This window comes from Vibrio sp. Vb1755 (genome assembly GCF_033338635.1).
GTDB lineage: Bacteria > Pseudomonadota > Gammaproteobacteria > Enterobacterales > Vibrionaceae > Vibrio > Vibrio alginolyticus.
Genome location: NZ_JAWOTA010000024.1, coordinates 1 through 26369 on the forward strand (window position 1 = coordinate 1; position 26369 = coordinate 26369).

23 protein-coding genes are annotated in these 26369 nt (G+C 44.2%); 16 read left to right on the top strand and 7 right to left on the bottom strand.

Annotated features, from left to right (window positions below):
- On the top strand, positions 1–1023 hold a 1023-nt coding region (locus R7E00_RS17780; RefSeq protein ID WP_318124456.1), incomplete at its 5' end, for an alanine/glycine:cation symporter family protein.
- 110 nt (positions 1024–1133) lie between these two features.
- Positions 1134–1910, top strand: coding sequence for a peroxide stress protein YaaA (gene yaaA, locus R7E00_RS17785; protein ID WP_005382848.1), 777 nt, complete (start codon positions 1134–1136; stop codon positions 1908–1910).
- 109 nt (positions 1911–2019) lie between these two features.
- On the opposite strand, the gene srmB is transcribed toward yaaA, so the two are convergent.
- Positions 2020–3243: an ATP-dependent RNA helicase SrmB gene (srmB, locus tag R7E00_RS17790; RefSeq protein ID WP_005381797.1), complete on the bottom strand. Its 1224-nt coding sequence runs from the start codon at positions 3241–3243 to the stop codon at positions 2020–2022.
- Between the two features lie 107 nt (positions 3244–3350).
- Positions 3351–4070, bottom strand: a complete 720-nt coding sequence (locus tag R7E00_RS17795; RefSeq protein ID WP_213972911.1) for a tRNA1(Val) (adenine(37)-N6)-methyltransferase — start codon at positions 4068–4070, stop codon at positions 3351–3353.
- 330 nt (positions 4071–4400) lie between these two features.
- Between R7E00_RS17795 and brnQ the strand changes: the two genes are divergently transcribed.
- Positions 4401–5711: a branched-chain amino acid transport system II carrier protein gene (gene brnQ / locus R7E00_RS17800; protein ID WP_005381792.1), complete on the top strand. Its 1311-nt coding sequence runs from the start codon at positions 4401–4403 to the stop codon at positions 5709–5711.
- 85 nt (positions 5712–5796) lie between these two features.
- Here brnQ and fldB read toward each other — a convergent pair whose 3' ends face one another.
- Positions 5797–6315: a flavodoxin FldB gene (gene fldB, locus R7E00_RS17805; protein WP_005381790.1), complete on the bottom strand. Its 519-nt coding sequence runs from the start codon at positions 6313–6315 to the stop codon at positions 5797–5799.
- Between the two features lie 157 nt (positions 6316–6472).
- Between fldB and xerD the strand changes: the two genes are divergently transcribed.
- The 7 genes from xerD to R7E00_RS17840 all read left to right on the top strand — a co-directional run bounded on the left by xerD (position 6473) and on the right by R7E00_RS17840 (position 15203).
- A complete protein-coding gene (xerD, locus tag R7E00_RS17810; protein WP_005381788.1) occupies positions 6473–7390 on the top strand; it encodes a site-specific tyrosine recombinase XerD in 918 nt (305 codons plus the stop codon).
- A gap of 59 nt (positions 7391–7449) precedes the next feature.
- On the top strand, positions 7450–8238 hold the full coding sequence (dsbC, locus tag R7E00_RS17815; protein ID WP_005381786.1) for a bifunctional protein-disulfide isomerase/oxidoreductase DsbC: 789 nt from the start codon (positions 7450–7452) through the stop codon (positions 8236–8238).
- 43 nt (positions 8239–8281) lie between these two features.
- Positions 8282–10021: a single-stranded-DNA-specific exonuclease RecJ gene (gene recJ, locus R7E00_RS17820; protein WP_017821504.1), complete on the top strand. Its 1740-nt coding sequence runs from the start codon at positions 8282–8284 to the stop codon at positions 10019–10021.
- Positions 10022–10194: 173 nt separating this feature from the next.
- Positions 10195–11293 (top strand): peptide chain release factor 2 gene (gene prfB / locus R7E00_RS17825; protein WP_100068604.1). Its coding sequence is split into 2 segments (ribosomal slippage): positions 10195–10269 and positions 10271–11293, totalling 1098 coding nucleotides; the frame shifts between segments, so codons are not numbered across the junction.
- Between the two features lie 34 nt (positions 11294–11327).
- Positions 11328–12845 (top strand): lysine--tRNA ligase, encoded by a 1518-nt coding sequence (gene lysS / locus R7E00_RS17830; protein WP_005382861.1) that lies wholly within the window; start codon positions 11328–11330, stop codon positions 12843–12845.
- A gap of 243 nt (positions 12846–13088) precedes the next feature.
- Entirely contained in the window at positions 13089–14423 is a 1335-nt protein-coding gene (vpsR, locus tag R7E00_RS17835; RefSeq protein WP_017635067.1) for a cyclic-di-GMP-binding transcriptional regulator VpsR, read from the top strand.
- A gap of 528 nt (positions 14424–14951) precedes the next feature.
- Positions 14952–15203 carry a hypothetical protein gene (locus R7E00_RS17840; RefSeq protein ID WP_005381776.1) on the top strand — a complete coding sequence of 84 codons (252 nt, stop codon included), beginning with the start codon at positions 14952–14954 and terminating at the stop codon, positions 15201–15203.
- A 131-nt stretch (positions 15204–15334) separates the two neighbouring features.
- Here the strand turns inward: R7E00_RS17840 and R7E00_RS17845 are convergent, their stop codons facing one another.
- A complete protein-coding gene (locus tag R7E00_RS17845) occupies positions 15335–16369 on the bottom strand; it encodes an NADP(H)-dependent aldo-keto reductase (RefSeq protein WP_005381774.1) in 1035 nt (344 codons plus the stop codon).
- A 154-nt stretch (positions 16370–16523) separates the two neighbouring features.
- On the opposite strand from R7E00_RS17845, the gene R7E00_RS17850 reads away from it, so the two are divergent.
- Positions 16524–16835, top strand: coding sequence for a DUF6482 family protein (locus R7E00_RS17850; protein ID WP_005381772.1), 312 nt, complete (start codon positions 16524–16526; stop codon positions 16833–16835).
- Positions 16836–16850: 15 nt separating this feature from the next.
- Here the strand turns inward: R7E00_RS17850 and mutH are convergent, their stop codons facing one another.
- Positions 16851–17531 (bottom strand): DNA mismatch repair endonuclease MutH, encoded by a 681-nt coding sequence (mutH, locus tag R7E00_RS17855; protein WP_005385968.1) that lies wholly within the window; start codon positions 17529–17531, stop codon positions 16851–16853.
- A 619-nt stretch (positions 17532–18150) separates the two neighbouring features.
- Between mutH and rppH the strand changes: the two genes are divergently transcribed.
- The 5 genes from rppH (at position 18151) to R7E00_RS17880 (ending at position 23489) form a co-directional block, all read left to right on the top strand.
- A complete protein-coding gene (rppH, locus tag R7E00_RS17860) occupies positions 18151–18672 on the top strand; it encodes an RNA pyrophosphohydrolase (protein ID WP_005381953.1) in 522 nt (173 codons plus the stop codon).
- 2 nt (positions 18673–18674) lie between these two features.
- On the top strand, positions 18675–20921 hold the full coding sequence (gene ptsP, locus R7E00_RS17865; protein WP_005385966.1) for a phosphoenolpyruvate--protein phosphotransferase: 2247 nt from the start codon (positions 18675–18677) through the stop codon (positions 20919–20921).
- A gap of 6 nt (positions 20922–20927) precedes the next feature.
- Positions 20928–21719: a sulfite exporter TauE/SafE family protein gene (locus R7E00_RS17870; protein WP_005385965.1), complete on the top strand. Its 792-nt coding sequence runs from the start codon at positions 20928–20930 to the stop codon at positions 21717–21719.
- A gap of 87 nt (positions 21720–21806) precedes the next feature.
- A complete protein-coding gene (lgt, locus tag R7E00_RS17875; RefSeq protein WP_005381948.1) occupies positions 21807–22628 on the top strand; it encodes a prolipoprotein diacylglyceryl transferase in 822 nt (273 codons plus the stop codon).
- Positions 22629–22637: 9 nt separating this feature from the next.
- A complete protein-coding gene (locus R7E00_RS17880) occupies positions 22638–23489 on the top strand; it encodes a thymidylate synthase (protein WP_025768429.1) in 852 nt (283 codons plus the stop codon).
- Between the two features lie 70 nt (positions 23490–23559).
- Here R7E00_RS17880 and R7E00_RS17885 read toward each other — a convergent pair whose 3' ends face one another.
- Positions 23560–24702: a flavohemoglobin expression-modulating QEGLA motif protein gene (locus R7E00_RS17885; RefSeq protein WP_025768430.1), complete on the bottom strand. Its 1143-nt coding sequence runs from the start codon at positions 24700–24702 to the stop codon at positions 23560–23562.
- Between the two features lie 147 nt (positions 24703–24849).
- Positions 24850–25995, bottom strand: a complete 1146-nt coding sequence (locus tag R7E00_RS17890) for a Na/Pi symporter (RefSeq protein WP_025768431.1) — start codon at positions 25993–25995, stop codon at positions 24850–24852.
- Positions 25996–26369 lie beyond the last annotated feature (374 nt).

Below are 26369 nucleotides of genomic sequence, written 5' to 3' on the forward strand. Positions count from 1 at the left end.
GGCATGCGTTGGATGGGCGTGTTGTTCTCAGTTTTCCTAATCATCGCTTTTGGTTTGGTATTCAACGCCGTACAAGCTAACTCAATTGCCAATGCAATGAGCAACGCATTTGGTTGGAATAACCTGTATGTCGGTATTGCCGTTGTTTTACTGTCTGCAATTGTTATTTTCGGTGGCATCAAGCGTATCGCAAGAGTTGCTGAGATGATCGTTCCGATCATGGCACTACTTTATCTAGCCCTAGCGCTGTTCATCATGTTCTCTAACCTAGAGAAGTTACCTGATGTATTGATGCTTATCTTTAAGAGTGCATTTGGTCTGCAAGAAGCAGCAGCAGGTGGTCTTGGCTACGCAATTGCACAGGCAATGATTAACGGTATCAAGCGCGGTCTATTCTCGAATGAAGCAGGTATGGGTTCTGCACCTAACGCGGCAGCTTCAGCAACACCTTACCCACCACACCCAGCGTCTCAAGGTTACGTACAGATGCTAGGCGTGTTCATGGATACGATCGTTATCTGTTCTGCGACAGTGGCTATCATCCTGATGTCTGGTGAGTATGTCGGTCAAGCAACAGAAGTGACGGGTATCGAGCTAACTCAGCGTGCATTGAGCTCACAAGTTGGCGATTGGGGCGGCATCTTTGTTGCTGTGGCAATCTTCTTCTTTGCGTTTACTTCAATCATTGCAAACTACTCGTACGCTGAAACGAACTTAATCTTCCTAGAGCACAATCATAAAGCGGGCTTAAGCATTTTCCGCGTTATTGTTCTTGGTATGGTGATGTTTGGTGCACTAGCTTCGTTACCAGTCGTATGGTCGCTTGCTGACGTCTCTATGGGTCTGATGGCGATAGTCAACTTGGTGGCGATCATCTTGCTATCTGGCATCGTGATTAAACTGGCAAAAGATTACAACCGCCAGCTTGGTGAAGGCAAAGTGCCAACATTTGATGCGAATGACTTCCCAGAGCTGAAATCTCAGCTTGAAGAAGGCATTTGGTACAACGATAAAAAAGACTAAGTGAGCTATCACTCATAGTTGAAAGCTATTAGTACGATGTAAAAAGCCATGCAGACAATGCATGGCTTTTTTTGTACCCTATTAAAAACAAAATTAGAGAAGGGAAAGTCATGCTTATCGTAGTTTCTCCAGCGAAGACTCTTGATTACGAGTCTCCGTTAGCGACAGAAAAATTTACTCAACCTGAGTTGGTCGAATACTCAAAAGAGCTTATCGATGTTTGCCGCAAACTGACTCCTGCTGATGTTGCCTCTTTAATGAAAGTGAGCGACAAGATTGCCGATTTAAATGTGGGCCGATTCCAAGAATGGAGTGAAACGTTTACCACGGAAAACTCACGACAAGCCATTCTTGCATTTAAAGGTGACGTTTACACAGGTCTAGACGCCGAAAGTTTATCTGAAGCGGACTTCGAATATGCTCAAGATCATCTGCGTATGCTATCGGGTCTTTATGGTTTACTAAAACCACTTGATTTGATGCAGCCATACCGTCTTGAAATGGGTACCAAGCTTGCAAACGACAAGGGTACGAACTTGTACCAGTTTTGGGGCAATGTAATTACGGACAAGCTTAACGAAGCGATTTCTGCTCAAGGTGATAATGTCCTTATCAACCTTGCATCAAATGAATACTTTAAAGCGGTTAAGCCAAAGAATTTAGATGCGCAAGTGATCACGCCAGTATTCAAAGATTGTAAGAATGGTCAATACAAGGTCATCAGTTTTTACGCGAAGAAAGCGCGCGGTATGATGGCGCGTTACATCATTGAAAACCGTGTTGAGAGCGTTGCAGACCTGACTAAGTTTGATACGGCGGGTTACTACTTTGTGGAAGATGAATCGACGCCAACAGAGTTAGTATTTAAACGCGAAGAGCAAAAATAAAGCTGATTGAGACGTAATCGACGTTAATCTCTATCAGCACAAACGAAAAAGGGTTGGCATTGCCAACCCTTTGTTATTTTCTAGCTTGAGCTACTTGGCCCCAACAAGATTACTTCTTCTTAGCGGTTTTCTTTTTCGCTACTTTTTTCTTGTCGTCTTTTTTCTTTTTCTTCTTAAACACAGGCTTTTTGTGTTTAGGACGCATCTCTTTCACGAAACGCTCTTTGATGTCTTCTTTCACGTAGCGCGCAACGCGATCCATCATTGGTTGGTCGTGTGCTTCTACGATTGAGATAGCGTTACCTTTTTTACCTGCGCGAGCCGTGCGGCCGATACGGTGAAGGTAAACATCAGCCGTGCGCGGCATGTCGTAGTTGATAACGTGTGATACATCCGGAAGATCGATACCACGCGCAGCAACGTCCGTCGCGAGCAGCACATTCACAGTTCCATCGCGGAAGCGAGAAATCGCATTGTTACGACGATCTTGCGGCATTTCACCTTGAATCCAAGAACATGGAATCTGTGCACTTTCAAGCTGCGCTCGTAGCTCAGCCAAACGCTCACGAGTCTTTAAAAAGACGATAGTGCGCTCAGCTTGCTGAGTAATAATGTGTTTTAGTAATTCTAGTTTGTGTTCAGCATCATCAGCTCGGTGATACCACTGAGCAATTTTCTTACGCTCACGCAGAGGTGATTTTGCGTCGATCTCTGCAGGGTCATTCAACAGATCAGCGGTAAAGCCTTCTACGCCTTTCCCTTCTAACGTTGCTGAGAACAGAAGGGTTTGCTTACGCCAGCGACATTCGTTCGATAGGCGATCGACAGTAGGAGCAAAACCCATATCTAGCATACGGTCTGCTTCATCAAGGATTAACCATTCGATTGCACGACAATCAAAACGTTCTGCATCAATGTATTCTTTTAAACGGCCAGGTGTCGCAACCACAATGTCTTGCGTTGTTGCAAGGATGTCGGCGTGCTCTTGGTACTGAACACCACCAGTGATGGTGAAAATGTTGAGTTTGGTATTTTTTGCCAAAGCACGTGCTTGATCGGCAATTTGCATCGCCAGTTCGCGAGTAGGCGTTAGGATCAAAATACGCGCAGGCCCAGGCTTACGACGAGGGAAGTCTTGCAAGTATTGCAATGCTGGCAGGACGAAGGCGGCCGTTTTACCAGTTCCTGTTGGCGCTGACGCTAGAATGTCACGACCGTCCAACGCTTGTGGAATCGCTTCTGCCTGAATTTTTGTTGGGCGTTCGTAACCCATCTCTTCAATGGCTTCAAGTAGGTTTTGGTCTAGATCAAGTTCAGCAAAGGTTCTGATCACAATGAGTTCTCCACAAGCAAAGCTTGGTTAATGGTTCGCCACAACAGCATAGAATACAAAAAGGTCGCACATTATAAAGTGATTGGTGATAAGGATCACATGTTATTTCACATCTTAAGATAAAACTCGCGAGTTAACTGGATGAAATCATCACTATAGCGGTCATTTGAACGGATAACTAAATGTGACGTTTGCGAATCGCAAGGTCGTTTTGACAGTTCAAATAACAATCGGTGTACTGGTTTCTTTTCTGATGGTTGCACACGACAGATCCTCGATAGATACCAACCTTGGTTTAATGCTAGCTCAATGAACTGCTCGCCTTCGGTGATTGGCAACACAAAACTAGCTCTCCCTTCGTCATCAAGCAAATGATAGCAACGCTGCAGCAATACGTTATGGCCTAGCGTATCTGTGTGCCTCGCGGTTGCACGTTGACTGTGTTTCGATTGCTCGCCGCTGTTGAAGTAGGGCGGGTTACAAATGATGCGTTGGAATGGATGTGTCGGCGTAAAGTGCAGTATGTCGGTGTGATGCACACTTACACGATCTGACCAAGGAGACTGGGCCGTATTTTTTTGCGCGGCAGCAACGGCTGTTAATTCGATATCGACCGCGGTTATTTCAGCTTCCGTAAAGCGTTGAGCACACATCAGGGCAAGCAGGCCAGTGCCAGTCCCAATATCGAGAATTTTAGCGTCGTTAGGGCTTTGAATCCAAGCACCAAGCATTACCCCATCTGTGCTGACTGGCATACCACTCTCGCCGCCCTCAATACAAAATTGCTTAAAATTGAAGCCTTTAGTTTTCAGTTTTTTGTTCTTCATGATTGTTTTATATTTGCTCAATAATTAAGTGGATTGCTCTATTGTTTATTAATTGTATAGATTGTTGTTTTGTTGGTTATTAAATTGTATTGTTAATTGATCGAGATAAAGAACTGGTCTGTTATTTGGATCTGGTTATATCCACTGCTTTTAAGTTTGAAAACTAAATTAATATGGTGTTTTTTTCTTAAAGGTTGCCAAATGATGAGTCTTTCGTCATTATGCGGCGAAAATTTTATAGATTGAACCACGTGTACTTATTGACTTTAGGTATACAAAAAGTGGTCTACGCATACACAACATTCATTAATTAAAAGACAAGGGTTATCTGTGAAGCAGACGTTAAAACTAACAGATATTATCGCAGTAGGCTTTATGCTATTTGCGTTCTTTTTAGGTGCGGGCAATATTATCTTTCCTCCTCTAGCGGGTCAGCTAGCGGGTGAAAACTTAATGCCAGCTATGTTTGGTTTCTTGCTAACAGCGGTAGGTCTACCTCTTATTACTATCGTTGCTATTGCTGTTGCTGGTGGTTCTTGGGATCACTTGACGCAAGATCTTCCGAAAAAAGCGGCAGTTCTTATGGCAGCACTGATTTTCATCATCATTGGTCCTGCGTTTGCAGCGCCTCGTACTGGCCTAGTGGCTTACGAGATGGCGGTGAAACCTTTCTTCCTTGAGGCGTCACAAACGCATCTGACAGCGTTCTCAGTGATCTTCTTTATCGCAGCGATGATGTTCTCATGGTTCCAAGGCCGTTTGATCGATCTTATCGGTAAAGTACTGACACCAGCATTGTTCGTTGGTTTGATCATTCTTGCTGTCGCTGTCTTCCTTGATCCTCAGGGCGATATGATTGGCGCGCACGGTGAATACCTAACGCAGCCTCTGACCAAAGGCTTCTTAGAAGGCTACAACACAATGGATACGTTCGCGTCATTGATGTTTGGTATGCTGATGGTTGATGCACTGCGCGGTAAAGGCATTACTGAGCGCTCTGCAACTACTAAATATCTGATCTATGCAGGTTGTATTGCTGCTGCTGGTCTTGCGTTTGTTTACATCTCACTATTTTACTTAGGTGCGACGAGTGCAACGGTTGCTGCTGGTGCTGATAATGGTGGCCTAGTGCTTAGCCAATACGTTCAAGCGTTGTTTGGTCCATACGGTCAAATCGTTCTGTCTGTCATCGTATTGCTAGCGTGTCTGACAACCGCGATTGGCTTGATTTCTGCGTGTTCAGATTTCTTCAGCTCGAAAACACCACTGTCATACAAGCAATGGGTACTGATTAATGGTTCTGTTTGTGCATTGGTTGCAAACGTTGGTCTTGCACAGCTGATTTCTCTGTCAGTGCCAGTATTGTTTGCGCTGTACCCTGTGGCGATTGCGTTGGTTGCACTAACATTTGTGCGCAGCAAACTGCCAAATCCACGTTTTGCTTACCGCGCGGTACTGCTTGTATCTCTGTTGTTTGCGTTGGTTGATGCGGCAAAAGTATCGGGTATTGATGTTTCTGCGTTTAACATGTTGCCACTATTCGAAGTCGGCATGGGTTGGGTGCTTCCAACATTTGCGGCTATCGTGTGCATGTTCTTCATCGCGAAACCTCGCCCAGAGCTAGCACAAGAAACCGCGTAATCACTTCGCGTTATCAAGATAATAAAAAGCCCGATGAATTACTTCATCGGGCTTTTTACTTTTTAATGATGACGTGTTTGCGCTATTAAAGCGTGTCGTGGAATTCCACAAGAACTTGTTCACACCATTTTTCGATGCGTTCATCACTCAGTTCGTACTGTGAGTCTTCATCTAACGCAAGTCCAACAAACTTGCTGCCATCTTCGATCAATGCTTTCGATGCTTCAAATTCGTAGCCTTCATTTGGCCAGTAACCGATAAAGGTTGCGCCTGTGGCTTGTAATTCATCGTGAAGTAAGCCCATCGCATCTAAATACCACTCTCCGTAACCTTCTTGGTCACCCAGGCCAAACAGCGCTACAACTTTGCCTTTCAGTGGCGTGGTCGCGATGTCTTGCCAAATCGCGTTCCAATCTTCTTGAATTTCACCAAAATCCCAAGTTGAGATGCCAAGGAGTAATAAGTCGTAGTCCGCCATTAGTGATAACGGTGTCTCTTTCACATTGTGAATGTCGACAAGGTCTTCACCAATAAGGGTACGAATTTTCTCTGCTGCCATTTCGGTGTAGCAGGTCGTTGAGCCGTAAAAGAGTCCGATTTTCATTATATTCGTCGTTATTTGTGTTGCTGTTGTGGAAGATTCTAACCATAAATTGAGGAAGATTGCAGCGAATATCCTATGTGGGATGATTTTTTATGGTATTGGATTGGCAGGTGCTTTAATCTAAATACTGTAAATATAAACAGATAAGGAAGCATTCATGACGGCACAACAGCCTGTCAATCAACAAGATTTTTCGCTTGTTGAGCAATTCTTAGATGCGATGTGGATGGAGCGTGGCCTATCAGAGAACACGTTGGCTTCCTACCGAAACGATTTAATGAAGCTGCTCGTGTGGATGGAAAAACATCGATACCGTCTTGATTTCATCAGTTTGTCTGGCTTGCAAGAATATCAAAGCCACCTTGTAGATTTAGATTACAAACAGACGTCCCGTGCGCGTATGTTGTCGGCTATTCGTCGTTTATTTCAATACCTGCATCGTGAGAAGGTGCGCGCTGATGACCCGAGTGCGCTCTTGGTTAGCCCTAAACTGCCACAACGTTTACCCAAAGATATTAGTGAAGAGCAAGTGGACGCGTTGCTCGAAGCGCCAGACCCGAATGACCCTATAGAATTGCGCGATAAAGCGATGCTAGAGCTACTCTACGCGACAGGGTTGCGTGTGACAGAGCTTGTCAGTTTGACCATGGAAAATGTTAGCTTGCGCCAAGGGGTGGTGCGCGTGACTGGTAAAGGTGGTAAAGAACGCCTGGTTCCTATGGGGGAAAACGCGGTCGATTGGATCGAGACGTTCATTCAACAAGGGCGCCCTGCGTTACTTGGTGATACATCATCTGATATTGTTTTTCCTAGTAAACGCGCAAGACAAATGACTCGTCAGACGTTTTGGCACCGTATTAAATACTATGCTTTGATAGCAGGGATTGATACTGATCAGCTGTCGCCGCACGTACTGCGTCATGCCTTTGCCACGCATTTATTGAACTATGGCGCAGATCTCAGGGTCGTACAGATGCTTTTAGGACATAGTGACTTATCGACCACGCAAATTTATACTCACGTGGCGACTGAACGATTGAAGCAGATCCACAGTCAACACCACCCAAGAGCATAACAATGGTTAGATTCATCCATGTCTTCTTGGAAAAACGATTTTACATTAAGGTGAATTTCATGAGCGTATTACGCCGACTAACTCTGCTGACTTTACCATTTTTTGTTACCGCTTGTGGTGCAGAAGAAAGTCAGGCTCAAACGGAGACTCCTGCACAACAAGTGGCGCCAGCTGCACAAAGTGGCTTTGATGAAGCAGCATTAAAGACTAAGTTCTCAAAGCTTGGTTTATCTATCGTTGATATTCAACCATCAGACGTCGCTGGCTTATTGGAAATTCAAACCAATGGCGGGATCCTGTTTGCTTCAAATGATGGTAGCCATTTTATCGCCGGTACGCTTTATGCCATTAATGATGATGGCAGTTACAAAGATGTCATAGCAGAGCGTCAAGCGCCGCTTAACGCCGAGAAAATTGCTCAGTTCTCCGATAGCATGATCGAATACAAAGCCGACGATGAAAAGTATGTTGTGACCGTATTCACTGATATCACCTGTGGTTACTGTGTGCGTCTGCATAGCCAAATGCAAGGCTATAATGATCTAGGTATTACAGTGCGTTACATGGCATACCCTCGCCAAGGTGCAACTGGCCCTGTGGCAGAGCAAATGGCAACGATTTGGTGTGCTGAAGATCCGGCGTCGGCAATGCACAACGCGAAAGTGAATCGTACATTTGATAACCCTGCGAAAGACTTGAAACAGTGTAAAGAAACCATCCAGGCGCATTACAATCTAGGTCGCCAATTGGGTATTTCTGGTACGCCAGCAATCTTCTTACCGAATGGCGAAATGGTTGGTGGCTACCTACCACCTGCAGAGCTATTGAAACGTTTAAAGCAACTATAATCCTTTAGGAGCAGAGCCGGCAAAGTTGTCGGCTCTTTCAAGCATGATAGAAATTCAACGACGTCCTGAACCAGATCTTTCCCTTCTTCCTGATTCCATTCCTCCGATTCTTAAACGTATCTACATCAACCGTGGGATAACGGATCTTTCACAATTAGAAACGTCGGCCCGTGGGTTGCATTCATATCAAAAACTCGGGGGGATTGAGCAAGCTGTCGATCTTTTGTTTCAGGCGATAAAAGAACAAAAACGCATCATCGTTGTCGGTGATTTTGACGCTGATGGTGCGACAAGCTCAGCATTATCAGTACTCGCGCTGCGTATGCTTGGTAGTCACAATGTGGATTACTTAGTGCCAAATCGTTTTGAAGACGGTTATGGGTTAAGCCCAGAAGTCGTTGACCAAGCCTTAGAGCTTGGCGCTGAGATGATCATGACGGTGGATAACGGCGTCTCATCAATCGAAGGCGTGCGTTACGCAAAAGAAAATGGCATTACTGTGCTCGTTACCGATCACCACTTACCAGGACAAGTGTTGCCTGATGTGGATGCAATGGTGAACCCAAACCTTGAGAGCTGTAGCTTTCCATCTAAAGCGCTTGCGGGTGTAGGGGTCGCGTTTTATCTCATGATGGCACTATGCGTTCATATGCGAAAACACAATTGGTTTGCAGAACAGGGGATGCAAGAGCCCAAGTTGATGGAATTGATTGACCTTGTTGCACTGGGTACCGTCGCCGACGTCGTTCCATTGGATGAAAACAACCGCATTCTTGTACACCAAGGTTTGCAACGTATTCGTGCGGGCAAAGCACGTCCCGGCATCCAAGCGTTAATTGAGGTCGCGAAGCGCGATGCGCGTCGTTTAGTTGCGTCCGATTTTGGCTTTGCTTTAGGTCCACGTATTAACGCTGCAGGTCGTCTTGATGACATGTCTTTCGGTGTTGAACTGCTGATGTGTAACAACATCCACGCTGCTCGTCGCATGGCAAGTGAATTGGATGGCTTGAACCAAACTCGTAAAGAGATTGAAGAAGGCATGAAGCAAGAAGCGATGGCTTTCTGTGAGCGCCTTCAGTTTGGTGAAGGCAATGAGCTTCCTTATGGCCTAGCCTTGTTCCAACGTGATTGGCATCAAGGTGTGATTGGTATTTTGGCTTCGCGTATTAAAGAGAAGTTTCACCGTCCAGTCATTGCATTTGCTGATGGCGGAGAAGGGACGATTAAAGGCTCGTGTCGTTCTATTCCGGGGCTACACATGCGCGATGCGTTGGATTTCATCGACACGCAAAATCCGGGTTTGATCATCAAGTTTGGTGGACACGCCATGGCAGCAGGCTTAACGATTAAAGAGCAGGATTTTGAGCGTTTCAGTCGTTTGTTTGATGAAGTGGTAAAAAAGGAACTCGATGAAGCGGCGCTAAAAGGCGTGATCATGTCAGATGGTGAACTTAAGCCGGAAGAGTTCTCTATGCACGTTGCTGAACAGCTGCGATCGGGTGGCCCTTTTGGACAAGCTTTCCCAGAGCCAATCTTTGATGGTGAGTTTAAAGTACTGCATCAAAAGCTGGTGGGTGAGAAGCATCTTAAATTGATGTTAGAGCCGCTTTATAAAGGTCACCCTACCAATGTGATGATCGACGGTATTGCATTCAATGTTGATCTACGTCGATGGCCAGATGCATCGGTTAAAACAGTACGTCTCGCGTATAAGCTGGATGTGAATGAATTTCGTGGTAATCAATCATTGCAATTGATGATCGACCATATCGAAGCTAAGTAATACCTAGATCAACCTTTCTTATAGAGTACGGTTGCCCCTAAGTGGGCGTAAAATTTTATGACCGTGCTCTCTCTCACCGCAATCTGATTTCTCATCCGAAATTTTCCTGTATCTCCGTCACATTTTTCAGTAGAATTTCTCGGTTAAATTCTATTCTAAAATGTTGAGTAAACATGTTTGAAATCAATCCAATTAAAAACCGTCTGCAGGACGTGTCTCAGCGCACAAATGTCCTGAGGGGGTATCTTTGACTATGACGCGAAGAAAGAGCGTCTAGAAGAAGTCAACGCAGAACTTGAACAACCAGATGTATGGAACGAACCTGAGCGTGCGCAAGCACTGGGTAAAGAGCGTGCATCACTAGAAGCGGTTGTTGAAACCATTGATCAACTAGAGCAAGGTGTGGAAGATGTAGAAGGTCTTCTTGAGCTGGCTGTAGAAGAAGAAGATCAAGAAACATTTGACGAAATTGAACCAGAACTTGCTGAGTTGGAAGAGAAGCTAGAAAAGCTTGAATTCCGTCGTATGTTCTCTGGCGACCACGATAGCTCTGATTGTTACATCGATTTGCAAGCAGGCTCTGGTGGTACAGAAGCACAAGACTGGACTAACATGCTGCTGCGTATGTACCTACGTTGGGCAGAAGCGAAGGGCTTCAAAGCTGAAGTGATTGAAGTCTCTGAAGGTGAAGTAGCGGGTCTTAAGTCGGCAACAGTTCGCATCTCTGGTGAGTATGCGTACGGTTGGTTACGCACTGAAACGGGCGTTCATCGTCTTGTTCGTAAATCTCCGTTCGATTCAGGCGGTCGTCGCCATACGTCATTTGCTTCTGCGTTCATCTATCCAGAGATTGATGAAAACATCGACATCGACATTAATCCTTCCGACCTACGTATTGACGTTTACCGTGCGTCAGGCGCAGGTGGTCAGCACGTAAACACCACAGAATCTGCGGTACGTATTACGCACGTACCTACGAACACAGTGGTTCAGTGTCAGAATGACCGTTCTCAACATAAGAACAAAGATCAGGCAATGAAACAGCTTCGAGCGAAGCTATTTGAGCTTGAATTGCAAAAGCAAAATGCGGAAAAACAAGCTAATGAAGACGCTAAGTCTGACATTGGCTGGGGTAGCCAGATCCGTTCTTACGTATTGGATGACTCACGTATTAAGGACCTCCGTACGGGCATTGAAAACCGTAATACTCAAGCGGTTCTTGATGGCGATCTGGACAAATTTATTGAAGCTAGCCTGAAATCAGGTCTATAAAGCTTTTCACCGACAAAAACAGGATACATCGAAAATGACTGATGCTGTTCAAAACGAAACTGTACTAGAAGAAAATAAGCTGATTGCTGAACGCCGCGCTAAACTGGATGCAATCCGAAAGAGCTGCAAAGCGAACGGCCATCCAAACGACTTCCGTCGTGACGCACTAGCGGGCGACCTTCAGAAAGAGTTCGGTGAAAAGACGAAGGAAGAGCTAGAAGAGCTTAACCACGTAGTAGCAATCGCTGGCCGTATCATGGCTAAACGTGGTCCATTCTTGGTAATTCAAGAAACTTCTGGCCGTATCCAAGCTTATGCTGACAAAGCGGTTCAAAAAGTACTTAAAGAAAAATACCAAGGTCTAGATATCGGTGACATCATCGGTGTTAAAGGTGCACTTCATAAGTCTGGTAAGGGTGACCTATACGTGAACATGGAAGAGTACGAGTTGCTAACCAAAGCACTACGTCCACTTCCAGAAAAGTTCCACGGTCTAACTGACCAAGAGATGCGTTACCGCCAACGTTACGTTGACCTGATCGTTAACGAAGACTCTCGTCAAGCGTTCGTAGTACGTTCTAAAGTAATGTCTGCAATCCGCAACTTCATGATCTCTAAGCAGTTCATGGAAGTTGAAACGCCAATGATGCACGTTATCCCTGGCGGTGCGAGTGCGCGTCCATTCATCACGCACCACAACGCACTAGACATGCCAATGTACCTACGTATCGCGCCAGAGCTATACCTGAAGCGTCTAGTTGTTGGTGGTTTTGATCGCGTATTCGAAATCAACCGTAACTTCCGTAACGAAGGCCTTTCTCCACGCCACAACCCAGAATTCACAATGATGGAATTCTACATGGCGTACGCAGACTACAAAGATCTGATGGACCTAACTGAAGAACTACTAAGCTCAGTGGCGCAAGAAGTTCTAGGTTCAACGTCAATGCCTTACGGTGATGAAACGGTTGAGTTTGGTGGTACTTACACTCGTATGAGCATGTTCGAAGCAATCAAGCACTACAACCCAGACCACGCGCAAATCCAAGCGCTAACAGAAGAAGACCTACAAAACCGTGATCTAATGGTTTCTATCGCGAAATCTGTTCACGTTGAAGTAGAACCTTTCTGGACATGTGGTCAGCTTCTTGAAGAGATCTTTGGTGAAACAGCAGAACCTAAGCTAATGCAGCCTACGTTCATCACTGGCTACCCAGCAGATATCTCTCCACTAGCTCGTCGTAGCGATGACAACCCGTTCTTTACAGACCGCTTTGAGTTCTTTATCGGTGGCCGTGAAGTAGCGAACGGTTTCTCAGAGCTTAACGATGCGGAAGACCAAGATGCACGCTTTAAAGCACAGGTTGAAGCGAAAGAGTCTGGTGACGACGAAGCAATGTTCTACGATGCAGACTACATCACTGCTCTAGAGCACGGCCTACCGCCAACAGCAGGCCAAGGTATCGGTATCGACCGTTTGGTTATGCTACTGACTAACACGCACACTATCCGTGACGTGATCTTATTCCCTGCAATGCGCCCGCAAGCGTAATTCGATAGGATGAGTAAAAAACCACCTTCGGGTGGTTTTTTTTTGCCTTTTAGTTAAGCTAATTCAAGTTGTTGCATTTGCTTTTTAATGGGATATGCAAATAAACATTCGCCAAATCTCAATCTATTGCATAGTCTTAATACTGAGACAGACGTGAGGGGGCGGAGTCTCGATAATGTTACCCGCTCGCAAAGATAAGTTTGTGGCACAAAATTTCTATTAACAATGAAAAAGGGTTAGAGAATGGCTGGGCAGTTTAAGATGGATTCCATCCCGGGATCGCTTGTGGTAGTTGGCGGTACTTATGAGCCTTGGTTATCGGTACTGGAGCAAGTGGGCTGGAAGTGTCACCAAGTAGGTGACTTACGCAAAGCTAATACGCTGTTAGAAGATATTGGTCCATGTATCGGTATTGTTGATCTCAGCCATGACGAGTTCAGCTTGAATGGTTTGGCGAACTTAGTCAGCTCTCACAAACACGTACGTTGGTTAGCGTTTATTCGTGAATCTCAGCTTGGCACTGACACCATATGCCAGTTCATTGTTAACTTTTGTATCGATTTTTTCACAGCGCCGATCCCAGATGCACAGTTATTAAGCACAATAGGTCACCAGCTTGGCATGCTTAAATTGGAGAAAAAAGTTTGGCCTAGTTTTGGTAGCAGTTTAGATATGGGTTTGATCGGTGAATCTATCCCGATGAAACGTTTACGCGATCAAGTGAAGCGCATTGGTCCAACGGACGTCAGCATTCTGATTTCAGGGGAAAGTGGGACTGGTAAAGAGGCGGTTGCTAGGGCCATCCATAAAGTCTCTTCACGCTCTCATAAACCGTTTATGGCAATTAACTGTCGCGCACTCAATGAACAACGTTTCCAAGCTGAAGTATTTGGTATTAACGCCGATGAAGATATGGAAGCATGCCTGCTTGAACAAGCAGATGGTGGCACCGTGTTGTTTAATGACATTCTTACCATTTCAAAAGAGCAGCAAATGAATCTGCTGAGATTCTTGCAAGAAGGCACCATTGATACCAAAGATGGCGTAAAAGCGGTTAACGTGCGTATTCTTGCTGCTAACTCGTCAGATGTTGAAAAAGCTTTGATTGACGGTGACTTCAATGAAGAGCTTTACCATTACATCAACGTTCTGCGCATCAATGTCCCTAGCTTGAAAGAACGTGCGAGTGACATCGCATTGCTGGCTCGTTTCTACTTACAAGAGTTCTCAAAAGAGTACAACTCGCAAGCAAAAAGCTTTTCTGAGGATGCATTCAAGGCACTGACACGTTATTTCTGGCCTGGAAATGTGCGTGAGCTGATGAACCAAGTGAAGCGAGCGGTATTAATGTCCGACAGCGTAATGATTGAAGAGCATCATTTAGATTTACCTCAACGTAATGACTCAAAGCGCAGCTTGAAATCAATCCGAGAGAAGAGTGAACGTGATGCGTTGCTGGTTGTTTTGGAATCTCATTCTGGTCAAGTTTCAAATGCGGCGAAAGAGCTCGGAGTTTCGCGTGCAACCATGTATCGACTACTTAATAAACATAACTTGATTTCCGAACAAGCCATGTAGTTGGCCTTTCCCTGTGTTAAATAGGCGAATAAATACAATAAAAGAGAGTGGCCACAGAGCCGCTCTTTTTATTTTTGTTTGGTTTGATTTATAAAATCCGCAAATTTATATATTCCTCAGGTGAATATGTTATACATAAAAGTATATGAAACTAAATTGCGGTGTATTGATTTGTTTTTAATCAAAAAGGCAAAAAATGTTTGATATATATTCATCAAAGCTTACAATTTAACCGTAACTCAATGAGTTATACCTTTCATAAACGGATTAATTTTTAGCTAGGAGGCGCAAGATGAAACATTACGTTGTTAACACCACTGCTTGCGCTGATCGTATGCCTATCGCTCCGATAACCCTTAAATCGGATGATACCAATACCACTGGCTCACAAGATAAAAATTAATCCGTAACCTATCATATTTATTACTAGGCTGCGGGAAAGTAGCGGCTTAGTATCAACAGAATATTTCTGTTCATTTTACGCACTATTTTTCCCAGTCGAATACATCGATAATCGGAGAAAATATTATGCGTCACTCTATTTACTTACAATTGGCCACTTTGCTATTGAAAGCAGACCTTAAACGCGAAGAAAAGCAATGGCAGCGTACCATACGCCGAACTGCTCATGATATTCCATGGACGAATGTTCATCTATTGAGGGATATTGGTTTAGATCGCGATGGTCGTTCTACACGTGCCAATGTTCCGGATGCAGTAAAAGTTGAACGTCGAGTTCGTCACCTTCGTCGAGTCTTAACGTCGCGAATAATGACGTAATCGTTAGCGTGTTGGGCTGACTGAGTTGCTAACGAGTCATTCAACACGCTTAACTTTTTATATGAAGTATGACTTCATTGGATAAACAGCTGATCTTGAAGATCAGCTGTTTTCGTTTGAAGGTGGTACTGTTAAGGGCAAGGATTCGAGTAAGTTGTACCTATTGCTTGAATTTCAGTAAGTAGTTCGTCGCTAAGTTGCAAATCAATACTGTCGATATTGGCTTTTAATTGGTCTAGGTTTGTTGCTCCGATAATGTTAGAAGCAACAAATGGACGCTGATTGACAAACGCGAGCGCCATTTGTGCAGGGTTTAGACCATGCTCTTGAGCTAAATTGACGTAAGCTTCGGTCGCTTTAACACCTTGCGGAGTGAAGTAGCGCGCAAAACGCTCCCACTTAGTGCATCGAGCGCCTTCAGGTTTTGCCCCGTTTAGGTATTTACCACTCAGGCAGCCAAATGCCAAAGGAGAGTAGGCAAGTAACTGAACGCCTTCGTAATGGCTGATTTCAGACAAGCCAACTTCGAAGCTGCGGTTCAATAAGTTATATGGGTTTTGAATGGAGACAATTCTTGGCAAATCGTGTTTTTCTGCCAAACGCAATAGCGACATCACACCCCACGGCGTCTCGTTGGATACGCCGATATAGCGCACTTTACCTGCATTCACTAATTCAGTAAGCGCTTCCAACGTTTCAATTAACGTGACTTCTTCTTGTTTGTCAGGGTATGGGTAGTTGAGTTGACCAAAGCAGTTGGTTTGACGCTGCGGCCAATGTAGTTGGTACAAATCGACATAATCGGTTTGTAGACGATTAAGGCTGTCATCAATTGCTGTATGGATGTGGCGACGATTAAGGCTCATGTTGTCTCTGATGTGAGGAACATTGCGAGGGCCTGCCACTTTTGTTGCCAGTACTACTTTCTCTCTTTTGCCGCTTTTTGCTAACCAATTACCGATGTATTGCTCGGTGAGCCCTTGTGTTTCCGAGTTTGGCGGTACAGGGTACATCTCTGCGGTATCGATGAAGTTCACCCCATGATCGAGGGCAAAGTCGAGCTGTTCAAAGGCGTCCTTTTCTGTGTTTTGCTCGCCAAACGTCATAGTGCCGAGGCAGATTTTACTGATCTCAAGTGATGAGTGCGGTAGTTTTGTGTATTGCATATCACGTCCTTGAAGAGTTACCGACTAAATAAGTGACTCCAATATAGGGGATTTGTAGCCGCAATCGCAAATGATTTACGTATAAAGGAAGAGCAAACTCGAAAGCTACAGTTAGCCTAACTACACTTAAATGATCGTGTGAAGGAGGTATGTTATGCAGAAGCATCAATTGGACATGTGGCTACATGGTCCACATAAAGATACTTATAAAACTCCCAAAGTATTTGTGATTGGGTGTTCTGATGTCTCTGACTATCTTTTAGCTGTGGAGTACAAGCATCAACTTGAGCCGATTAAAGACGGTGAAGACCCGATACATTTTGGCTCTCTAGACTTAGTAAAAGAAGAACTATTGAGGCTAGGGGTCGATAAAGCGTATTTAAGGCTGCGCAATGCGTATGACGAATGTGGCACTGAAGAGGCAGCCTCATACTGCGATATTGAGTTATCGCTCGTGACGCACTAAATAGCTGATATAGTTTTATTCTGGTTGAGTGTTAATGTAGTGCTTGAGTAAGATCTGTTCAGTAAACTGTGTTCTAAGGTAAAAGCCTCGGGGCAGAGTTTTCATCGGCTTACCATTTGAGTTATATGCTTCGGTGAGCGCTTTTGCATTTGCGGCTTTAGGGCGAAGATGCAGCGCTTCTCCGTGTCTGGCGGAAATTTGATCAAATCTTCCCAAGACGATCATCTCCATTAACTCTTCCCAGTCATTTCGCAAAATCCGTTCTTCTTCTTCATCTGGTGACCAAATGAGTGGACTGCCCACACGTCTTTCAGGGAGTGGGATTTCTCGTTCTCCTTCTACGGGTACCCAAAGGACACGAGATAGCTTGTTTCGAACATGACTTGTTTCCCATGTAAGACCATGAACACCAGTGAGGGGCGCCACAGAAACAAAGGTTGTTTCTAAAGGTTTGCCAGAGTAACTGATCGGAATACTTTTCAACTCGATCCCTAGTTTTGCGAAATCTTGTTGAGGTTTACTGCCAGCTGGAGCGCCCAAGTGCCATTCGAGTAATTGACCCACCCAACCTTTATCACGTTTTAAGTTTTCAGGAACAATCATATTCGCCTCGGCGGCCAACTCAGCAAAACAGAGTCCTGCCATATCATGCGCTCGTTCCAATAGCTCTGCTTCTGTTTGTGGTTCTGGTTTCATAGTTACAAGGTGGTATTACAAAAAATATAGTTTATCAAACTCCGACCAAATCTACTGTTTAAGATTTCACCGAGGCGGTGTAAGAACGATCAATTCATAACTTATCCACAGGTGGAGGAGGTATTGATAAGATCCTGGCGGGGTCTGTATGAATAAACAGGGGTTAAAATGCATTTTTGGGGTTGATTTTGTTGTAATCATCTAAACGAATAGCAGGTGAGTGTGGATAAATAGCCTGTTGGTGGATCTTTGACCGATCTGAGTTTGGTGAAAAGATCATCAAGAAACTGAAGATCGAATTATCGTTGTTTTTAAAAATAAATACTTTTTTATCAATGTTTTATGTTTATTTTTTTGTTTCTTCATCTGTTTTGCTTTTGATGGGATTGAACTGAATTACTCATTTGAATTGAATTCTTCACAAAGTTATTCACAGAAAAGGTGAATAAATGTGGGCAATGTCTCACTCTTGTGTTGATAAGGTATGGTTTGATTAAAAGATATCCAAAAATGGTGAAAAGGTAATAAATCTTGCTCATATCACATCAGTAAGTTTGCTAGTAATGGGGATATGTGGAAAAATCACGGTAATAAAAAATTTATTCATAGAGGTTAGCCAGTGATAGATGGCGATGGTTACCGACTTAATGTTGGTATTGTGATATGTAATAACCATGGTCAGGTCTTCTGGGCTAAACGATACGGGCAACACTCATGGCAATTTCCACAAGGTGGGATTGACGAAGGTGAAACCCCTGAACAAGCCATGTTCAGGGAGTTATACGAAGAAGTCGGTTTAACGAAAAAAGACGTTAAGATCATTGCAACAAGTCGTCATTGGTTAAGATATAAGCTACCAAAGCGATTGGTGCGTTGGGACTCCAAGCCTGTTTGTATCGGCCAAAAACAGAAATGGTTTCTGCTGAGATTAGAATGCGATGAGTCTCGCATTAATATGCAACGCGGAAAATCCCCTGAATTTGATGGTTGGCGCTGGGTAAGTTACTGGTATCCAGTTAGGCAAGTTGTTTCTTTCAAGCGAGATGTTTATCGACGAGCGATGAAAGAATTTGCATCCTTAGCCATGCCTTTTCGAGAGAGAAAAGCGAAAGGGAAAAGAAAAAAGCAACGTAGAGGATAATCATGCTCAGTCAGCTAAGGGAAATAGTTGAGAAAGTCTCCAGGGTCGATGATGTGCATCTGGCACTCGATATATTGGTGAAAGAGACTTGTGCTGCCCTTAGTACTGAGTGCTGTACTATCTATCTTGCTAATGAAGAAATGCAGCGCCTTGAGTTAATGGCAACTCAAGGCCTTATTTTTGAAGGTGATAGTATTCATATCAACTTCAATGAAGGCTTGGTTGGGTTGGTAAAACGAAGCGCTGAACCCCTTAACCTTGCCGAAGCCTCAAAACACCCCGAGTTCAAATTCTTTCCTCAACTCGGCGAACAGATTTACCACTCTTTTTTAGCTACTCCAATCATTCATCGTAAACAAGTTTTAGGTGTGTTGGTGATCCAACAAAAAACGCCGCGCTTGTTTAGTGAAATGGAAGAATCGTTTCTTGTTACCTTATCCGCTCAGTTAGCGGTGCTCATTGCACATGCGCAGAATCTTGGGCATTGGCAGTTAGCATCTAAACCCACGGTATTAAAAGGTTTGCCTGCGTCTACTGGTGTCGCGATTGGAGAGTTTTGGTTCGACAATACCCAGCCGAGTTTATCGGATGTTTTCCCTTCGTCCACGTTAGATAAGGAACGCGAGCACGAGACATTACTGGTGGCCATAGAGCGAGCGTTAAATGACTTTCGCCGTATGCGGAAAAAGCTGGACAGTGAAATCAACAAAGATGCGCTGGCGATCTTCGATCTGTTTACTCACTTACTGAATGATCCGATGCTTCGCGGTGATTTGAAGAAGCAGATTGAAAAAGGAGATAGGGCAGACTGGGCGTTACGCCAAGTTGTAGAGTCATACTCGAATCGATTTGCAAGAATGTCGGATGTATACATGCGTGAAAGAGCGCAAGATATCCGAGAGTTAGGGCAAAGGCTGCTCTATTTTCTGCACAACAGTGAGCAAGAAAATTCTGCAATTGATCGTCCCATTATTTTGGTGGCGAACGAACTCACTGCCACCTTGCTCGCTTCTGTACCTAAAGAGTTTTTGTTAGCCGTCGTATCATTAGAGGGAGGCGCAAACTCTCACGCTGCCATTTTATCTCGAGCTCTTGGGGTCCCTGCAGTCATGGGCGCCAACATTAATCCGGATGTGGTGAATGGCAAACTCGGGATAGTCGACGGCTATACGGGTGAGATCTTCTTAGAGCCAAACCGCCAGTTGTTGCGAGAGTATCGCAGCTTAGTAAGCGAAGAGTCTGAACTGTTTGCCATGGTAAACAAGGACCTCGCACTCCCTGCGGTTACGCAAGATAATCACCATATCGAAATTATGCTGAATGCGGGACTCAGTGCAGACAGTAATATTGCCATCAACACAGGTGTTGATGGTGTTGGGTTGTACCGAACTGAGATTGCATTTTTACTTCAGCATCACTTTCCTTCGGAAGATGAGCAGTATCATCAATACCAAGCAATACTTAACAGCTATCCGAATCAACGAGTAGTGATGCGTACTTTGGATATTGGTGGTGACAAACCTTTGCCGTATTTGCCCATCGAAGAAGATAATCCGTTTCTAGGCTGGCGTGGCATTCGTTTTACATTGGATCATCCAGACATTTTCTTGATCCAGCTGCGTGCAATGTTAAGAGCGAGTGCAGAAAGCGGAAACTTAAGTATCTTATTGCCAATGGTGTCAGGGGTAAAAGAGCTAGACGATGCCATTAGCTTGATTAATCAAGCTCACAGCGAAGCCGTTTTGCTTGATGATAGAATTCAATTCCCACAAATTGGGGTCATGATTGAAGTACCATCGATGGTGTATCTGTTGCCAACGATTGCTCACCGTGTTGATTTTGTTTCTGTCGGGACAAACGATTTAACTCAGTATTTATTAGCGGTAGATAGGAACAATTCGCGCGTAGCGGATGTCTATGAATCTATGCATCCTGCGGTACTGTTAGCGCTTAAGCAAATCCATGAGGTGTGTGATAAATATCAGGTGCCCGTGTGTATTTGTGGTGAGCTAGCGGGTGATCCATTTGGCGCTCTTCTCTTACTTGGGTTAGGGTATACCAGTTTGAGTATGAACACCTCCAACGTGGCTAAGGTGAAATATTTGATTCGTCATAGTCAACAAGAAGAATTAGAAAAATTAGCGGAGCAAGCAATGACAAAGTCCTATGGGGAGGACATTCATCAAATGATGCATGACTTCTTCATTCAACAGGGCTTTGCGGGCTTTATCCGTGCAGGTAAAAAGTAGGAAATCGTGACCGTCTCTTTATTTTTGTTATTGTTGGCGCTAGGCGCTTTTGTGGGTGTGATGGCGGGGTTACTCGGTATCGGTGGTGGTTTGATTGTTGTTCCTGCCTTGTTGTATTTGCTTCCTCTTGCTGGGATCTCTCCAGAAATGAGTATGCACATGGCCTTAGCCACTTCGTTAGCGAGTATTATTGTCACGTCTGGCTCATCGGCGATGAATCACCTTAAGCTCGGCAATGTCGATATGTTTGTCGTAAAATGGTTGATGCCTGGTGTGGTCATTGGTGGCTTTGTTGGTGCCAATATTGCTGAGTGGATCCCTACACACTATTTGCCGAAAGTGTTTGGTGTCATTGTTCTTTGCCTGTCAGTACAAATGTTTCGTTCCATTAAAGTTACGAGCAGTAAACCTATGCCGAGCAGCCCTGTGACTGTAGTTTACGGCACGGGAATTGGTGTCGTATCAAGCCTTGCTGGTATTGGTGGTGGCTCACTGTCGGTACCATTTTTAAATAAACATGGGATAGAGATGCGTAAAGCGGTGGGCTCATCCTCCGTTTGTGGTTGCGTGATTGCTATTTCTGGTATGATCGGCTTCATCTTACATGGCTATAAAGTGGAAGGCTTACCTTCATACAGTATTGGCTATGTTTATCTTCCCGCTTTATTAGCGATTGCTATGGCCTCGATGCTCACAACAAAAGTGGGTGCGAAGCTGGCAACTAACCTTCCAACTGCGGTATTAAAAAAGATATTCGCGGTGTTCTTAATGTTTGTTGCAGCGACCATGCTGCTCTAAGTTTGCACCCAAGTCATTCTCGCTGAACCAAGCATCTAGAGGTTACTTGGGTATATTTATTTTGTTGTGATAAGAAGAGAATGATTTATGTCTCAGGGATATATTGAATTTCCCAATATTGATCCGGTTTTAATCTCTATTGGTCCTGTTTCGGTTCGTTGGTACGGTTTGATGTACCTTGTGGGCTTTATGTTTGCTCTATGGTTAGCTAACCGACGTGCGGATAAGCCTGGAAGTGGTTGGACACGAGAGCAGGTTTCTGATTTGTTGTTCGCAGGCTTCCTTGGCGTGGTGATTGGTGGCCGTGTAGGCTACGTGCTTTTCTACAATTTTGAGCTCTTCCTGGCTGACCCTTTGTATCTATTTAAAGTGTGGACCGGTGGTATGTCTTTCCACGGGGGCTTACTGGGTGTGATTACCGCGATGTTCTGGTATGCACACAAAAACGGGCGAACTTTCTTCGGTGTTGCTGACTTTATCGCGCCGCTTGTGCCATTTGGTTTGGGTATGGGGCGTTTAGGTAACTTCATGAACAGCGAGTTGTGGGGCCGAGTAACGGATGTGCCTTGGGCGATCGTTTTCCCAAATGGCGGTCCACTGCCACGTCATCCATCGCAACTTTATGAAATGGCGCTTGAAGGTATCGTCCTTTTCTTCATTTTGAATTGGTTCATCAAGAAACCTCGTCCTCTAGGTTCTGTTTCAGGACTCTTTCTTGCGGGTTACGGAACCTTCCGTTTCCTAGTAGAATACGTGCGCGAACCAGACGCTCATTTGGGTTTATTCGGTGGCTTTATTTCCATGGGACAGATTTTATCCCTGCCAATGGTGGTTATCGGTGTCCTCATGATGGTTTGGGCATACAAACGTGGTCATTACAAAGACGAATTACCACAAAAGACGAAGTAAGGTATTGGTGTGAAACAGTATTTAGATTTGTGTCAACGCATCGTTGACCAAGGTGTTTGGGTTGAAAATGAGCGTACAGGCAAGCGCTGCCTGACCGTAATCAACGCGGATTTAACCTACGATGTTGCGAACAATCAATTTCCGTTGGTCACCACACGTAAAAGTTTTTGGAAAGCGGCCGTTGCAGAACTATTAGGGTATATTCGTGGTTACGATAATGCGGAAGATTTTCGTAAGCTGGGCACGAAAACCTGGGATGCCAATGCCAACCTAAATGATGCCTGGTTGAATAACCCATACCGTAAAGGTGAAGACGACATGGGCCGTGTCTATGGGGTTCAAGGGCGCGCCTGGGCGAAACCTGATGGTGGTCATGTTGACCAGCTACGTAAGATAGTGGATGACTTAACGCGTGGTGTTGATGACCGCGGTGAAATCTTGAACTTCTACAATCCGGGTGAGTTCCACATGGGGTGCTTGCGTCCTTGTATGTACAGTCACCATTTTTCATTGCTGGATGATACGCTTTACCTGAATAGTACTCAGCGTTCGTGTGATGTACCGCTTGGCTTAAACTTCAATATGGTTCAAGTTTACGTGTTCTTGGTGATTATGGCGCAAATTACGGGCAAGAAACCTGGTCAGGCATTTCATAAGATTGTGAATGCTCACATTTATGAAGATCAGCTTGAACTGATGCGCGATGTTCAGTTGAAACGTGAGCCATTAAAAGCGCCGACGTTCCATATCAACCCAGAGATTAAATCTCTAGAAGATTTGGAAACATGGGTCACACTGGATGACTTTTGGGTTGAAGGGTACGAGCATCACGATCCTATTCGTTACCCATTCTCAGTGTAACGAGTATCGTTCTTCAAGATATAGAAAAAGCTCCGAATGGAGCTTTTTTCTTTTTTGTACTTAGAAGGTATTATTTTAGTGCACTGACAATATAACGGTGAATTGGGTTGGTCTGCATCGGTGTGGACAGTGCCGGGCTAATAAACTTAGGTTGAGTGAATATTTCTTTACTCACTAATGAACGGATAAGCTCAAAGTACTTCAGCTCTGTTTTCCCGCACAACAATAGTGAAAAGTCATCGCCCAATCTATCATAGGCATTGAGCACCTCTCGGAATCCTCTAAGATACAAGTAATCCTTCGTTAAACCTCCACCTCGATAGACTCGGGCAGTCGTTGTAAATGCTTGAAGATCAGAAGCTTTATACTGTTCTTTTAATAGCATGAACGTATGGCGGAAATCGCGATCCTTGATCATCGACTCTACTGCCAGAACTCGTAAGGCTAAGGTTCTTAGGCGCTTGATACTGAAATGTCCTGACAGATACTCACATAATATAGCCAGCCCTTCTTGAGTGTTGGTATTGGCAGGACAACCTAAGCTCAGGACTTTTAGCGGTTGTTGACGACCGTTAAGCGTAGTTAGGAGATGTACTCCCATTTCATGATGTGCAAGAGCCTCCAGCTCATCAGTGGTGATGTACGCCGCGTGGTTAATTTTGACTCTAGATCCTGAAACTAGTGCGTTTGCTAACATCCCGTCCAACACCTGTATTTCACATTCATACCCATTGCGTTGAGCAAAATTTTGCATGAAACGTGCTATTGCACGGCTATCGTGCTGAGGTTCTTTTTCTTCTTCTGTAGGAAGGTGCAATATGAAATGGGCGTTGGCAATATCTTTGGCGCTCGGTTCCCCATAATAGCGTAAGGAGTTATAAAGAAACTCTTGCGTACCTATGGTATTCACTTGATCCAGTTTATCTGCATAAGACTGAATTACATCTGCGTACAGCCTCTGCAATTGGGTGTCTTGAATGTTTTCTAGAGGTAGCTCATATAGACGTCGCTTTGCGCTGTGAGTATCTACATTAGTAATTGAATATTGAAAATTAGGCTCTTGAGAATATTTGTTTTTAATGAAACGTTCTCTTTCTTGAGCATAATTAAGAGGATTCACGCTACTGAGGATATCAATATCAGCAACCAGTTGGGTTAGGTTTTCGTCTATTGCGAGTAGCTGATCAGAAATAGCGTCATTAAGCTGCGTCATGTTGTCGACTCCAAATGAGATAGCTCAGCATAAGCATGCTGATGTGGCTCAAATTATCACCGGACAATCGATTTGAACAGTTTAATTATCATAAAAAAGGCTCCACGATGTGGAGCCTAAACAATAAGCGATGGTATGTCGTTGTTGTTACGTTGTTAGGGCTAGAATCGCACCTGGTAGAATAACGAATACTGACATTAGGTAGCCACCAACAACAGCTTTATTCTTAATAGCCATTTCAGAAATCATCTCAGCGCCTTTAACCGGAATCTCACGTAGGAATGGAATTCCAAAGATAAACAGCGTCGCCATGATGTTAAATACTAAGTGGACTAGAGCGATTTGAAGTGCGAATACTGCGAACTCTCCAGATACCGCTGTCGCTGCTAGTAGTGCCGTAATACAAGTACCAATGTTAGCACCCAGAGTGAAAGGGTAGATATCTCGTACTTTCAACACGCCAGTACCAACCAACGGAACCATTAAACTTGTCGTGGTTGAGGAAGATTGTACTAGAACGGTCACGATTGAGCCTGATACGATGCCGTGAATAGGACCACGACCGATGGCGTTTTTCAAAATTTCACGTGCGCGACCAACCATTAGGCTCTTCATCAATTTACCCATCACTGTGATTGCAACGAAGATAGTCGCAATACCCAAAGCAATAAGCATGACGCCGCCAACAGTATCACCGAAGGTAGAAAGTGGCTCTTTAATTGCGCCTACGACTGGCTTTGTAATTGGTTTAATAAAGTTGAAGCCTTTAATGCTCATATCACCAGTAGCAAGCAGTGGAGAAACAAGCCAGTGAGAAACTTTCTCTAAAATGCCGAACATCATTTCCAACGGAAGGAAAATAGCGACAGCAAGCAAGTTGAAGAAGTCGTGAATGGTTGCACTTGCAAATGCACGTTTGAACTCTTCTTTACAGCGCACGTGGCCAAGAGACACAAGCGTATTGGTCACTGTGGTACCAATGTTAGCACCCATCACCATAGGGATAGCGGTTTCTACAGGTAAGCCACCTGCAACCAAGCCTACAATAATAGACGTTACAGTACTTGAAGACTGAATTAAGGCTGTTGCCACCAAGCCGATCATTAGACCTGCAACTGGGTGTGCGGCAAATTCAAATAGCACCTTAGCTTGATCGCCAGTTGCCCATTTAAAGCCACTACCAACCATAGATACTGCTAGAAGAAGCAGATATAACATGAATGCCAAGTTAGCCCAGCGTAACCAACGAGCTGTGCTCGAAATTGGTGCCACTGTTGAAGTAGCTTGGTTCATCATAATTTTCTCCGTTGACCTTTCAGTTCATTTTTCGGTCTGTAGTTGAATCTGCGGGCGATGTTAGAGAATAAATATTTCAGTAATATTACAGATTTCTTGCTGTGAGAGATTTTTATTGTTCTTTTTGATAATGGCGTAAAAGAGGAAGAAAATTAATTTTTAACCTATTGATTTTAATGGTTAAATTTTGATTTCGTTTTATTTGATTTTTGCGTTTTTTTTGTAGAGAAAATGCGCCTCAGTTCAACTTTTATGACAGTGTTGACTTTATACTTTCGGTAAAACTTATACTTTTGTAAGGTATTGTATGGTTTTGTCGAGTTTATTGTTTGTCTCTGTCACATTTGGTATAAAAAGTATCACTTTCTTTT

Bases quoted from the DNA above. Each gene is read 5' to 3' on its own strand.
- yaaA (WP_005382848.1), top strand. From the start codon at position 1,134: ATGCTTATCGTAGTTTCTCCAGCGAAGACTCTTGATTACGAGTCTCCG.
- R7E00_RS17795 (WP_213972911.1), bottom strand. From the start codon at position 4,070: ATGAAGAACAAAAAACTGAAAACTAAAGGCTTCAATTTTAAGCAATTT.
- fldB (WP_005381790.1), bottom strand. From the start codon at position 6,315: ATGAAAATCGGACTCTTTTACGGCTCAACGACCTGCTACACCGAAATG.
- xerD (WP_005381788.1), top strand. From the start codon at position 6,473: ATGACGGCACAACAGCCTGTCAATCAACAAGATTTTTCGCTTGTTGAG.
- dsbC (WP_005381786.1), top strand. From the start codon at position 7,450: ATGAGCGTATTACGCCGACTAACTCTGCTGACTTTACCATTTTTTGTT.
- recJ (WP_017821504.1), top strand. From the start codon at position 8,282: ATGATAGAAATTCAACGACGTCCTGAACCAGATCTTTCCCTTCTTCCT.
- lysS (WP_005382861.1), top strand. From the start codon at position 11,328: ATGACTGATGCTGTTCAAAACGAAACTGTACTAGAAGAAAATAAGCTG.
- vpsR (WP_017635067.1), top strand. From the start codon at position 13,089: ATGGCTGGGCAGTTTAAGATGGATTCCATCCCGGGATCGCTTGTGGTA.
- R7E00_RS17840 (WP_005381776.1), top strand. From the start codon at position 14,952: ATGCGTCACTCTATTTACTTACAATTGGCCACTTTGCTATTGAAAGCA.
- R7E00_RS17845 (WP_005381774.1), bottom strand. From the start codon at position 16,369: ATGCAATACACAAAACTACCGCACTCATCACTTGAGATCAGTAAAATC.
- R7E00_RS17850 (WP_005381772.1), top strand. From the start codon at position 16,524: ATGCAGAAGCATCAATTGGACATGTGGCTACATGGTCCACATAAAGAT.
- mutH (WP_005385968.1), bottom strand. From the start codon at position 17,531: ATGAAACCAGAACCACAAACAGAAGCAGAGCTATTGGAACGAGCGCAT.
- ptsP (WP_005385966.1), top strand. From the start codon at position 18,675: ATGCTCAGTCAGCTAAGGGAAATAGTTGAGAAAGTCTCCAGGGTCGAT.
- lgt (WP_005381948.1), top strand. From the start codon at position 21,807: ATGTCTCAGGGATATATTGAATTTCCCAATATTGATCCGGTTTTAATC.
- R7E00_RS17885 (WP_025768430.1), bottom strand. From the start codon at position 24,702: ATGACGCAGCTTAATGACGCTATTTCTGATCAGCTACTCGCAATAGAC.
- R7E00_RS17890 (WP_025768431.1), bottom strand. From the start codon at position 25,995: ATGAACCAAGCTACTTCAACAGTGGCACCAATTTCGAGCACAGCTCGT.